Annotated in this window: 12 protein-coding genes; 3 read left to right on the top strand and 9 right to left on the bottom strand. The window is 64.7% G+C overall.

Annotated elements, in window-relative coordinates; all coding sequences use genetic code 11:
- Positions 1–152: 152 nt before the first annotated feature.
- Both ACLMAJ_RS17670 and mqo read right to left on the bottom strand, forming a co-directional pair.
- Positions 153–602: a GNAT family N-acetyltransferase gene (locus ACLMAJ_RS17670; RefSeq protein WP_412014789.1), complete on the bottom strand. Its 450-nt coding sequence runs from the start codon at positions 600–602 to the stop codon at positions 153–155.
- 18 nt (positions 603–620) lie between these two features.
- The gene (mqo, locus tag ACLMAJ_RS17665) at positions 621–2135 is read right to left on the bottom strand and encodes a malate dehydrogenase (quinone) (RefSeq protein ID WP_412014787.1); all 1515 of its coding nucleotides are present in this window, start codon (positions 2133–2135) and stop codon (positions 621–623) included.
- Between the two features lie 274 nt (positions 2136–2409).
- Between mqo and ACLMAJ_RS17660 the strand changes: the two genes are divergently transcribed.
- Positions 2410–3468, top strand: a complete 1059-nt coding sequence (locus ACLMAJ_RS17660) for an alpha/beta hydrolase (RefSeq protein ID WP_412014786.1) — start codon at positions 2410–2412, stop codon at positions 3466–3468.
- On the opposite strand, the gene ACLMAJ_RS17655 is transcribed toward ACLMAJ_RS17660, so the two are convergent.
- From ACLMAJ_RS17655 to ACLMAJ_RS17640, 4 genes are all read right to left on the bottom strand, one after another.
- Complete coding sequence (locus ACLMAJ_RS17655; protein WP_412014785.1) at positions 3448–4011, bottom strand: alpha/beta hydrolase; 564 nt, start codon at positions 4009–4011, stop codon at positions 3448–3450. The two genes, ACLMAJ_RS17660 and ACLMAJ_RS17655, sit on opposite strands and share 21 nt — an antisense overlap.
- Before the next feature lie 115 nt (positions 4012–4126).
- Complete coding sequence (locus ACLMAJ_RS17650; protein ID WP_412014816.1) at positions 4127–5662, bottom strand: cobyric acid synthase; 1536 nt, start codon at positions 5660–5662, stop codon at positions 4127–4129.
- Between the two features lie 49 nt (positions 5663–5711).
- Entirely contained in the window at positions 5712–6575 is an 864-nt protein-coding gene (gene map, locus ACLMAJ_RS17645; protein ID WP_412014784.1) for a type I methionyl aminopeptidase, read from the bottom strand.
- Positions 6576–6692: 117 nt separating this feature from the next.
- The gene (locus tag ACLMAJ_RS17640) at positions 6693–7271 is read right to left on the bottom strand and encodes a dihydrofolate reductase family protein (protein WP_412014783.1); all 579 of its coding nucleotides are present in this window, start codon (positions 7269–7271) and stop codon (positions 6693–6695) included.
- 216 nt (positions 7272–7487) lie between these two features.
- On the opposite strand from ACLMAJ_RS17640, the gene ACLMAJ_RS17635 reads away from it, so the two are divergent.
- Entirely contained in the window at positions 7488–8498 is a 1011-nt protein-coding gene (locus ACLMAJ_RS17635) for an LLM class flavin-dependent oxidoreductase (RefSeq protein ID WP_412014782.1), read from the top strand.
- 58 nt (positions 8499–8556) lie between these two features.
- Here the strand turns inward: ACLMAJ_RS17635 and ACLMAJ_RS17630 are convergent, their stop codons facing one another.
- Together ACLMAJ_RS17630 and ACLMAJ_RS17625 are read right to left on the bottom strand one after the other, a co-directional pair.
- Positions 8557–9003: an SRPBCC family protein gene (locus tag ACLMAJ_RS17630; protein ID WP_412014781.1), complete on the bottom strand. Its 447-nt coding sequence runs from the start codon at positions 9001–9003 to the stop codon at positions 8557–8559.
- Positions 9004–9005: 2 nt separating this feature from the next.
- The gene (locus ACLMAJ_RS17625; protein WP_412014780.1) at positions 9006–9899 is read right to left on the bottom strand and encodes an N-acyl homoserine lactonase family protein; all 894 of its coding nucleotides are present in this window, start codon (positions 9897–9899) and stop codon (positions 9006–9008) included.
- A 158-nt stretch (positions 9900–10057) separates the two neighbouring features.
- Between ACLMAJ_RS17625 and ACLMAJ_RS17620 the strand changes: the two genes are divergently transcribed.
- Positions 10058–10525 (top strand): MarR family winged helix-turn-helix transcriptional regulator, encoded by a 468-nt coding sequence (locus ACLMAJ_RS17620; protein ID WP_412014779.1) that lies wholly within the window; start codon positions 10058–10060, stop codon positions 10523–10525.
- Between the two features lie 6 nt (positions 10526–10531).
- Here ACLMAJ_RS17620 and ACLMAJ_RS17615 read toward each other — a convergent pair whose 3' ends face one another.
- The gene (locus ACLMAJ_RS17615) at positions 10532–11170 is read right to left on the bottom strand and encodes a GntR family transcriptional regulator (protein WP_412014815.1); all 639 of its coding nucleotides are present in this window, start codon (positions 11168–11170) and stop codon (positions 10532–10534) included.
- Between the last annotated feature and the right edge of the window lie 203 nt (positions 11171–11373).

The following is an 11373-nucleotide window of genomic DNA, read 5'->3' as shown; positions in this document are numbered from 1 at the left end:
CCGAGCGAAGCGAGACCGAGCACTAGAGTTCGCGGCCCGTCTCGCTTCCGAGCAGTCGAAGCGCATGCGCCGAAGGCGCGAGTCTCGACTGCTCGGAAGCGAGACCAAGGGGGCCGCGAACACGCCGCGCCCGCGCGGCCGAAAACACAGCTTCACCCCTTGCGCATGGGGACGTGCATGATGCCGTCCTCTTCGAATTCGTCGCCGTCGGGCTTGAAACCGAACTTGGTGTACATGTCGATCAGGTAGGTCTGGGCGCTCAGGCGCACGGTGGCCGAACCGGCTTCGGCAAGCGCGGCTTGCACCAGCCTGGTGGTGTAGCCGTGGCCGCGGGCGGGGACCGCGGTGCACAGCCGGCCGATGCGGAAGGATTTCACGCCGTCGTCGTACTCTTCGATCAGTCGCAACGTCGAGATGACCTCGCCCTCGTCATCGAGCCAGAAGTGTCGGGTTTCCGGCACCAGATCGAGCCCGTCCAGTTCTGGATAGGCGCACTTCTGCTCGACGACGAAGACTTCTACGCGAAGTTTCAACAGCTGATAAAGGGTGGCGGTGTCGAGATCCTGCGCCCATGACCGTTTGAGTGCAACCGTTGACATCATCGCGTTTTGATACCACGCCTACGCGGTCGGCGCGACCCCCTTGCGCTTGGGCGTGTTGTCCGACACGCCCGTCAGGTTCAGCGTCTTCGACGTCCAATCCCACATTTCGCGGTACAGGGCCTGGTTCTCCGAGAGCTTCACGCCCAGCGAGGGGACCATTTCCTTCAGCTTCGGCGTCCAGTCGGCGTACTGGCCAGGGAAGCAACGCTCGAGCACATCGACCATGGCGCTCACACAGGTCGACGCGCCGGGCGAAGCACCGAGCAGACCGGCGATGGAGCCGTCCTCGGCCGCGATCACGGCGGTGCCGAGCTCGAGCACACCGCCCACACCCTTGCGCCGGATGATCTGCACGCGCTGACCCGCGGTGATCAGCTCCCAGTCGGGGCCTTCGGCCTTCGGTACGAACTCCTGCAGTGTGTGCACCTTGCCGGCCTCAGACTTCAGCAGCTCGCTGACCAGGTACTTGACCAAACCCAACTCGGTGACGCCGACGCCGAGCATGGAGAACAGGTTGCCGGCACGCACCGACTTGAACAGGTCGGTCAGCTTGCCGTCCTTGAGGAACTTCGGCGTCCAGCCCGCGTACGGACCGAACAGCAGGCCGGGCTTGCCATTGATGACGCGAGTATCCAAGTGCGGCACCGACATCGGCGGCGCGCCGACGGCTGCCTTGCCGTACACCTTGGCTTCGTGCAGCTTGACCAGTTCCGGATTGGTGCTGCGGAAGAACTGACCGCTGACCGGGAAGCCACCGAAACCGGCGATTTCCTTGATGCCCGACTTCTGCAGCAGTGGCAGCGCGCCACCGCCCGCGCCGACGAAGACGAATTTGCTGATGACGGTGCGGGTTTGGCGGGTACGCAGGTTGCGGACCTGCACCAGCCAGGTTCCGTCGGACTGCTTGGTGAGGTTGCGCACCTCATGGCCGAAGGCCAGATCCGCGCCGGACTTGCCGAGGTATGCGAGCAGTTCCTTGGTGAGCGAACCGAAGTCGATGTCGGTGCCGAGATCGCTCCAGTTCAGCGCGACCGGATCGGAGAAATCGCGGCCCTTGGCCATCAGCGGCAGTCGCCGCGCGAATTCGTCCGCGCTGTCGATGTACTCCATGCCCTCGAACAGCGGGTGGCGCGCGAGCGCCTCGTACCGCTTGCGCAGGTAATCGACATCGTCGGCACCGTGCACGAAACTGACGTGTGGGATGGGATTGATGAAGCCAGACGGATCGTTGAGTAGTCCGTTCTCCACGCCGTAGGCCCAGAACTGCCGCGAGACCTGGAACCGCTCGTTGATATCGATCGCTTTGGAGACATCGACGGAGCCGTCCGGTCTCTGCGGGCTGTAGTTCAACTCACACAGTGCCGAGTGGCCGGTGCCCGCGTTGTTCCACGGGTCGCTGCTCTCCGCCGCAACGGCGTCGAGCCGCTCGAACAGCGAGATCGACCAGTCCGGCTGCAGCTGCCGAAGCAGCGCGCCGAGGGTGGCACTCATGATGCCGGCACCGATGAGTACCACATCGGTCTTTTCAGTCATGGCAGCGTTCGGCACGGGTAGATCGACTTCCTTGTCACTCTCTGCGGCAGTTCACCGGCACGGTGGCCTGCCTGGCACGGGCGCTATTTGGTTTTTTACGAGCCTGGCGTGACTCGGCGGTGAGAAGGTTACCCGCCGTTCACCTATTGCCAATTGTGCACCTCACCGGTTCGACAACCGGCAACGAACCTGTCGAATGTGACGTAAATTCCTCCCTCGGCCTCAGCGACGGTGGAACTTCAATCCGAAGCGAACCTCGCCTAGATTGGTTGTCGTGACGAACGAATCCTCGCTAGACGTGTCGGACATCACGACCGGCGCACAGTGGCAACCGGACGTTCTCGGCGCGGGTTACGAACAGCGGACCTTGACCTTCGGCCCCGATCCCGACGGCGAGGGTGACGCGGTGGCCACGCTGGTCAGGTACACCCCGGAATCCGGCGCCGCGGCCACCGAGCAGGCGGTGCTGTATGTGCACGGCTTCACCGACTATTTCTTCCAGCAGCACCTCGCCGAGCATTTCGCCGGGCGCGGGCACCGGTTCTACGCGCTGGATCTGCGCAAGTGCGGGCGCTCGCTGCGCGACGGGCAGACACCGCACTACGTGACCGACTTGGCGCTCTACGACGCCGAGCTGAACGAGTCGCTGCGGATCGTGCGTGAGGAGACCGGCGGCGAGGTGCTGCTCGTCGCGCACTCCACCGGCGGACTGATCGTGCCACTGTGGCTGGACCGGCTCAATCGAGCGAAGGGCACCGTCGCCTCCGGCATCACCGGCATGGTGCTCAACAGCCCCTGGTTCGACCTGCAGGGCCCGTCGTACTACCGGACCATCGGAACTCCCGTGATCAAGGCCCTCGGGAAGTTCCGGTCGATGATCGAGCTACCCGGCGGAGGCATCAGCTCCTACGGCGACAGCCTGCACCACAGCGTCGCGGGCGAATGGGATTACAACCTCGATTGGAAGCCGCTCAGCGGCTTCCCGGTCCGCTTCGGCTGGTTGCGGGCGATCCGCAATGGTCATGCCCAGCTACATGCCGGTCTCGATATCGGGGTGCCCGCGCTGATCCTGCGCTCCAGAATCACCAAGTTCGCGCGCAAGTACGGACCCGCCGTCGACGTGGCGGACGCGGTGCTCGATGTCCGGCAGATCCAGCGCTGGTCGGGCTGCCTCGGTGATCGCACGAATATCGTCCCGATCGACGGCGCACGCCACGATGTTTTCCTGTCCTCGGCCGAGCCCCTCGCGCAGGCTTTCACCGAGCTCGACAACTGGCTGGACTGGCTGGCGATCTACCGACGCAGTTACACCTCACCAAAGGCTGGTGCGTAACACGATCTCGGTCGCCAGCTCGTGGTCGGCTTCGGTCGCCACATTGTCGACGTCGATCTCCACCACCCGGAATTCGCCGTAGACGTAGCGGCCCGAGGTATCCGCGACCACGCGCGGCAGGTTCTTGGTGACCAGCACCGTGACCGCAAGCTCGACAGGACGCGCGGACGGGTCACGCACGGTGCCGTCCGCGGCCGGTGCCGCGGGATGACCGCGATCGGCGACCACGAGGCTGATGAAGCGGCCGAAACCGCCCCCGCACAGCTGCCAGGCCAGCTCCGCGCCCGACCCACGCCCCGCGACGTTCACCCATGGCACGCCGAGTTCGTCGAGAATGCCGTGCACACCTGCCGGATCCAGGTCCGCGGTCGATTCCACTGCGATCGTGCGCAGGTCCGAGTTGTGCAGTCGAGCACAGACCTGGTCGTACACGTCGACCGGATCACCCGCGTCCGGCAGCAGCAGCACGCTGTGCCGAGATTCGGGCCCGCCGACCCGCACGGTCCAAGCCCGGTCACCGACCGTGATCCGCCGAGATTTCATGCCGGAGCACGCTACACGGCCCGGTTGAACAGAACCGCGTGTCGAACCTCACGTGCGAGTCAGACGTGGGGTTCGCCACTATCTCACCGATGCGATGCACCGCTGTTCGACCAGCTCAGCGGCTTGCTGAAGCTGCCACGGCGGTGAGGGTGGGGAGATCGACTGGGGCACCCTCGTCGATCAGGCGTTCCAGCTGCGGGAGGTCGAGGTGGTCCTCGACCAGATCGGCGAGCAGATCCAATTGGTCGGAGCGAATCGCGGCGACCGAAACATCATCGGCGACAACGAATCCCGAGCGTCCTGCGGCAACGGCGATCCGCCGCAACCACATTCGACGGAACTCGTCCGATTCCAGCAGGCCGTGCAGGTGGGTGCCCCAGACCGCGCCGCTGACGCTGCCCTCCGGTGCGCCGGCGAGCTCCAGCCAGGCGTTGTCGGTGCTGCGGCGTACCCGCCCGTGGTGAATCTCATAGCCATGCAGCGGGATTCCCTCCAGCAGGCTACGACCGGAGACACGCCGCAACACCTTCGGGTCGGCGAATTCGATATCGAGGTCGAGCAATCCGAGGCCCTCGACGACACCCGCGTCGGATTCGACGGTGTCGGAGATCCGGCGGCCGAGCATCTGGTAACCGCCGCAGATACCGAGAATCGGTTTGCCGGCGGCAGCGCGGGCCGTCAACGCGGCGGCAAGCCCGGTGCGGCGCAGCCAGGCCAGGTCGTCGACCGTCGCCTTGCTGCCTGGCAGCACCACCAGATCGGCGTCGAACAGTCGAGACGGTTCACTCACCCAGCGCACCGAGACTCCCGGCTCACAGGCCAATGCTTCGACGTCGGTGGAGTTGGAGATGCGTGGCAGCCTGATGGCGGCGACGGTCAGCCATTCGGTGCCGACGGGTGGAAGCGGCCGCCCGACCGGCGCGTCCGCGACTGTGCTCAGCGAGTCCTCGGCGTCGATCCAGAGGTCTTCGGCGAAGGGAATCACACCCAGCGTCGGTCGGCCGGTGAGTTCGGTGAGTCGGTCGAGTCCAGGGCGGAGCAGCTCCACATCACCACGGAACTTGTTGATCACGAAGCCCGAAATCAGTTGCTGGTCCTCGGGATCGAGCACAGCGACGGTGCCGAACAGGTGTGCGAGCACACCGCCGCGATCGATATCGCCGACCACGAGTACCGGCATTCGAGCCGCCCGCGCGAGTCCCATGTTCGCCAGATCGGTAGCGCGCAGGTTGATCTCGGCAGGCGAACCAGCGCCCTCGCAGATCACCACGTCGAATTCCGCACGCAGAGAGGCGAGTTCGGCCGCGACAACCTCTCGCAATTGCTGTCGGTGCCGGAAATAGTCGCGCGCACCGACGGTGCCGACCGCCCGTCCACGAACCACCAACTGGGAGCGGCGGTCACTGCCGGGCTTGAGCAGCACCGGATTGAACCGCACGCTCGGCGCCAACCCGCACGCCTGCGCCTGTAGCGCCTGCGCCCGCCCGATCTCCCCGCCGTCGAGCGTGACAACAGAATTGTTGGACATATTCTGCGCCTTGAACGGCGCGACCCGCACGCCGCGGCGCGTCAGCATCCGGCAAAGCCCAGCCACCACAACGCTTTTGCCCGCGTCGGAGGTGGTTCCCGCGATGAGCAACGCACCCTTCACGACGCCGCCGCGTATCCGCACACCCGCTTCGAACCGCGCGGTCCACCCGTCACGGCAAGGTCAGGACTTCGGCGCCGGTGTCCGTTACCACCAGGGTGTGTTCGAACTGCGCGGTCCACTTACGGTCCTTGGTGACCACGGTCCAGTGGTCGTCCCAAATGTCGTAGTCGATGCCGCCGAGGTTGATCATCGGCTCGATGGTGAAGGTCATGCCCGGCTCGATGATGGAGTCGATGGCGGGCTGGTCGTAGTGCAGGATGACAAGGCCGCTGTGGAAGGTGGGGCCGACGCCGTGGCCGGTGAAGTCCCTGACCACGCCGTAGCCGAAGCGGTTGGCGTAGGACTCGATCACCCTGCCGATGACATTGAGCGCGCGACCGGGACGAACGGCCTTGATGGCACGCGCGGTGGCCTCCTCGGTCCGCTCGACGAGCAGCCGGACCTCCTCGGCCACATTGCCCGCGAGAAAGGTCTTGTTGGTGTCGCCGTGCACGCCGTTGATGTAGGCGGTGACGTCGATGTTCACGATGTCGCCGTCCTCGATCACGGTCGAGTCCGGAATCCCGTGGCAGATCACCTCGTTGAGCGAGGTGCAGCACGACTTCGGGAAGCCCTTGTAGCCGAGGGTCGAGGGGTACGCCCCGTGATCACACATGTATTCGTGTGCGATCCGATCCAATTCGTCGGTCGTGACGCCGGGGGCGACGGCCTTGCCCGCCGCCTCCAACGCCTGTGCCGCGATCTTTCCCGCGATCCGCATCTTCTCGATGGTTTCAGCCGTCTGCACCCAGGGCTCACTGCCCTCGTTGACGGTCTTCTTCCACGCGTACTCCGGACGCTCGATCGAGCGCGGAACTTCCCGAGTCGGTGAGAGGGTTCCGGGAACAAGCGGTTGGCGAGTGCGCACTGACATGGCACAAGACTATCTGCACCGCCGACTCCGCACCCTCCGACGCCCACCGCGCTCGATACGATCGGACCATGGTCCGTTTAGTTCGGCTGCTAGGCGGATGGGGTGTATGGAACGGACTCAGCCATGCAGGATGGGCCGGTAGATGAGCTCTTGGATGTTGCCGTCGAGCGTCCGGCTCTCGATCAGCTCGAGGTCGAAGTCGGCCGCACCCCGGAAGATCGGGTCAGCACCGGTCTCACCGGTGATGACAGGGAAGAGCGTCACCTGAACGCGGTCGACCAGGCCGGCGGCCATCAGCGCCCGGTTCATCGACAGGCTGCCATGCGAGCGCAACGGCACCTCGGAGTCCTGTTTGAGCCGGGCGACGACGTCGACGGCGTCACCGCTCACGACGGTCGCGTCCGGCCAGTCGAGAGGTCCATCCAGGGTGGTCGACACCACCGTCGCAGACAGGCTCCTCATCCGGGTGACCCAGGGGTCACGCACCGACTCCTCGGTGCCCGAGCTCAGCATCTGCGCGAACGCCCGATAGGTGTTGGCCCCGAAGACCATTCGCTGCTCCGTGTCGTACAGGGCGAGGCGGCGGTCGAGCAGCTCGGGACCTTGCTTGCCCCAGTAGCCGCCCCAGTCGCCGCCGCTGACGCCGCCGAAGCCGTCGATGCTGGAGAACACGTCGAAGGTATAGGTAGCGGTCATGATGCTCTCCTCGGGTGCGTTTGATCGGACATGTAGTTACAGACTGGAACGAACCGCGAAATTCATCGTTCGACAAAAATCAGGCGCAGGGACAAACCGACCTCGCGGTCGAGGCCCATCGCGACTCGCATGCCGTTGCATCCCGGAATAACTCCGGACCTCGGTCCGTTTAGCCCAATAGTTGACGTAGAAACCTCTCGAGAGGGATAGGACGCTATGGAACTGGGACTGACGACATTCGCCGAGCTCTACCCCGTCGGTGACCAACCGGCGCCGACCGCCGGACAGCGGCTACGCGAGGTCCTCGACGAGGCCGTCGCCGCCGAGCAGGCCGGACTCGATGTCTACGGCGTCGGAGAACACCACCGCAAGGACTTCGCCGCCTCGGCCCCCGCAGTCGTGCTGGGCGCCATCGCCGGACAGACACAGCGAATCCAACTGACCAGCGCGGTGACCGTGCTCAGCTCCGCCGACCCGGTACGCGTCTACCAGGAGTTCGCCACCCTGGACGGCCTGTCCAACGGGCGCGCCGAACTGATGGCCGGGCGAGGCAGCTTCACGGAGAGCTTTCCGTTATTCGGTTTGAGCCTCGGTGACTACGACGAGCTCTTCGAAGAGAAGCTCGCGTTGCTGCTGCACCTGCGCGAGGACAACCCGGTGACCTGGACCGGGAAATTCCGTGCTCCGCTGACCGACACCATCGTTTACCCGCGCACCGACAGCCGGCCGTTACCGGTGTGGATCGCGGTCGGCGGCAGCCCGGAGTCCGTGGTCAGGGCCGGACTGCTCGGGCTGCCTTTGGCGATCGCGATCATCGGTGGCGAGCCCGCGCGCTTCAAGCCGCTTGTGGATCTCTATCACCGCGCCCTCGAGGAAGGCGGCCACGACAAGCAGCCGGTGGCGGTACACGCACACGGCTACATCGCCGACACCGACGAGCAGGCCATCGCGGACTTCTACGAGCCATACGCGCTCGCGATGAGCACCATCGGTCGCGAACGCGGTTGGGGCCCGATGACAAAGGCCCAGTTCGACGGGCTGCGCTCACAGAGCGGCTCACTGTTCGTCGGCACACCGGACTATGTGGCGGAAAAGGTCGCCGATGTTCGCGACACCCTCGGCCTCGATCGGTTCATGCTGCACACCAGCGTCGGCACGTTGCCGCACGAGAAGGTGCTGCACAACATCCAACTCCTGGGCGAGAAGGTGGCACCGCAAGTTCGCTGATCGTCAAACCACAAGTCGAACGTCACACCAGGCACCTGCGGTACGGGCCGCCACGGACCTACTCCGTGGCGGCCGTTTTCATTCTGGCGGACGAACTACCTATCGAGGCCGCGACCTGTGCACGGAGCCGGTCGAGACGCAGCTCCGCAATATTGCGGTAGGCGGGGACAAGAATGGCGGCGAGCGCTCCTCTGTGGCCGAAGTTGTGGACGACTTCCGTACGCGCTCCGTACGGACGGACATGCCAGCTGCCGAGCTCGGTGAATCCCGGTACGCTCCAACGAGTGTCAATTCGGTCGGCTTCGATGCCCGTGTAGGTGAACGTTCCGGACAGCCCCATTGGGACGGTTATTCGATACGTCTCACCGACCGCGACTTCGGGCGAGCCGGTGAGTCCGAGGAATGCCGGATTCCACGTGGGCAGCGCCAAGGGATCCAAGAGCACGGCCCGGACCTGGTCCGGCCTCGCGTCGATGACCAGGTGTGCGGATTGCTGGCTGATCACGACTACGCCTGCGTCCCAATGTGTACCGGAGGGTTTTCCAACGCCCGCGCCAGTCGGGCACTCGCACCCGGGTCGTGGGCGGGAAGGATGACGAGTCCTGGCAGCGTTTCACGAAGCTCGTTCACCATCTGCGCCGACGTTCGCATCTGCCGCTTGTCACCGACTCCCGGGATGCTGCCACCGGCGAGTAGTTCGTCGTCATACGTGAGATCGCCGACCAGCAGCAGCGGATGCTGGCCCGGCCGACGCACCAGCATCGACAACGATCCCGGAGTATGACCCGGGGTCCGAAGAAGCACGAGGCTCCCGTCGCCGAACAGATCGTGCCCCTGATCGAACGGCAAGAGAGTCGTGTCCGCCAACCCCTCCGGCTCCACTTGCTTCCACCGCAGCCCTGGAATGTCGATGTGCCTCGGCATCAGGCCCCGAGCCTCAGGGAAGGGTTTACCCAGCGTGTTCCATTCGGCCCGATCGATGACGATTTCGGAGCGACCGAGTTCGGGAAGGCCCCCGATGTGATCCTGATGCAGGTGCGAGATGACCGCGGTATCGACGTCCCCGGGTGCGTAGCCGAGTTTGCGCATCCCCTCCGAAAGTGTTTGCGCAGGCTCGATCTCGAACTTGGCAAGCCGGGAGTACACGAACCCGTTGAGCCCACCTGGGAAGTAGTTCGGATCGGTGACCGAGGCCCGATCCTGGCCGGTGTCGAACAGAACAAGGCCGTCCCGATGCTCGATGACGTAGACGTTGATCGGTCGCGGCGCGGTCCACCGGCGCGAGGAGAACAACCACACGTAGGTGTTCTTCCACGTCGGCCCGACATGCTCGGGACGAATGATGACCGTGCCGGTACTGATCACCGACACGCCGGAAATGGGGTCCACCGTAGCGTTCATTGACTTCCTCCGATGTATATGCCGTGTCAATAGATTACACGACATAGGTTACACGACATCTATCTCTGCCACCACCCTAACCCGAGATAGATGTCGTGTAACCTTCCCGTATGGCTGTACACGCAGGCGGGAGCAACGGTGGGCATAGCGCGAGCGATATGAGGCCAGCGGAAGAACTGCGATACCTCATCCTGGCGATCCAGCGAGAAGGCAACAGGCAGCTCGCCGCAGACTTGCGCCCGCTGGGCGTGACCCCCTCTCAAGCCGAGGTCCTGCGTGTCCTCAGCGATTTCGGACCACTGACGCTGGTGGGCCTTGGAGAGCTACTCGTGTGCGAAACGAACTCGAGCCCGAGCAGACTCGTTGACCGACTTGCGATTCAGGGCCTCGTGCAGCGCGAGACGGGCCCCGACGACCGGAGGTTCGTCACCCTCGCGCTCACGCCGGACGGACGCAAGGTCGCGCAACAAATCATCGCCGTCGAGAGCCGGATGTACGAGGGGCTGGATCAATTGACTTCCGGGCAACCGGTCGAGCAAACCCTGCGCCTGCTGCGTGCGCTGGCGAACGGATCTCCCGCAGGCCAGGCCCTTGCCCGCAGGCGGGGGACTCACGGGGCGGGATAATTCTTCCTACCTGGATAGCTGGGCCTCGAAAGCGATCCTGTCGCCGCGATACAACGACCGAACCCGCTCGATCGGCTCACCCTTCCCGTCCACACTGCGCCGGTGCAGCAGCAAAAGCGGTAGGGCCGTTGTGCATTCGAGCAAGGCGGCCTCGCGCGGGGAAGCAAGGACGGTCTCTATGCGCTCGGTCGCCTTCCCCATCTCGACTCCGGCCGCACGCACCGCGGCGTACAACGAGGTGGTCGGGTCGTAGGTGTCGTACAGGTCGCGAAATCGAGCGAGCGGAAGAAAGGTGCTTTCCAGTCCGATGCGCTCCCCATCGGCGAGCAGTACCCGCTCGAGATGCATCACCGCGGCGCCGAGCGTGAGGCCGAGCGCGTCGGCGACATCGGCATCGGCGGGCACATCCTCCCAATTGACAACCAGTCGGCCGGGCACCCGGCCGTGACTGATCGCACCTTCGGTATAGGACCGCAACGACAACGGCTGCACCATCTTGGGCCGGGAGACCACCGTGCCACGACCCTGCCGCCGAATCCTGCCCTCCACCAACAGTTCTCGAAGCGCTTGCCGAACGGTTTCACGCGCGACTTCGAACCGTAGGGCCAGGTCTCGTTCGGAAGGAACGGGATCACCCTCGGACATGTCGCTGAGGATCTCTTCGAGTTCCGTGCGCACCAGATACGACTTCGGCAATCGGCTCGGCTGCGCAGAATCGATACGCCCACCGCGCCTTTCATCGCTTCCCTGCGCAACCGCCACCTGGTCGCCGACCCCCGCCACGTCCGCTCCGTTCATGCCGACAGCGTACCCGCGATTGGTCTATACCAATTGTTAACCTAGCGTTT

This window comes from Nocardia arseniciresistens, assembly GCF_046764875.1.
GTDB classification, from domain to species: Bacteria; Actinomycetota; Actinomycetes; order Mycobacteriales; family Mycobacteriaceae; genus Nocardia; species Nocardia arseniciresistens.
This window is presented reverse-complemented; position numbering and strand designations above follow the sequence as displayed.

Excerpts from the sequence above, each read along its gene's own strand:
- ACLMAJ_RS17670 (WP_412014789.1), bottom strand. The coding sequence starts at position 602 with ATGATGTCAACGGTTGCACTCAAACGGTCATGGGCGCAGGATCTCGAC.
- mqo (WP_412014787.1), bottom strand. The coding sequence starts at position 2,135 with ATGACTGAAAAGACCGATGTGGTACTCATCGGTGCCGGCATCATGAGT.
- ACLMAJ_RS17655 (WP_412014785.1), bottom strand. The coding sequence starts at position 4,011 with ATGAAATCTCGGCGGATCACGGTCGGTGACCGGGCTTGGACCGTGCGG.
- map (WP_412014784.1), bottom strand. The coding sequence starts at position 6,575 with ATGTCAGTGCGCACTCGCCAACCGCTTGTTCCCGGAACCCTCTCACCG.
- ACLMAJ_RS17640 (WP_412014783.1), bottom strand. The coding sequence starts at position 7,271 with ATGACCGCTACCTATACCTTCGACGTGTTCTCCAGCATCGACGGCTTC.
- ACLMAJ_RS17635 (WP_412014782.1), top strand. The coding sequence starts at position 7,488 with ATGGAACTGGGACTGACGACATTCGCCGAGCTCTACCCCGTCGGTGAC.
- ACLMAJ_RS17625 (WP_412014780.1), bottom strand. The coding sequence starts at position 9,899 with ATGAACGCTACGGTGGACCCCATTTCCGGCGTGTCGGTGATCAGTACC.
- ACLMAJ_RS17620 (WP_412014779.1), top strand. The coding sequence starts at position 10,058 with ATGAGGCCAGCGGAAGAACTGCGATACCTCATCCTGGCGATCCAGCGA.
- ACLMAJ_RS17615 (WP_412014815.1), bottom strand. The coding sequence starts at position 11,170 with ATGTCCGAGGGTGATCCCGTTCCTTCCGAACGAGACCTGGCCCTACGG.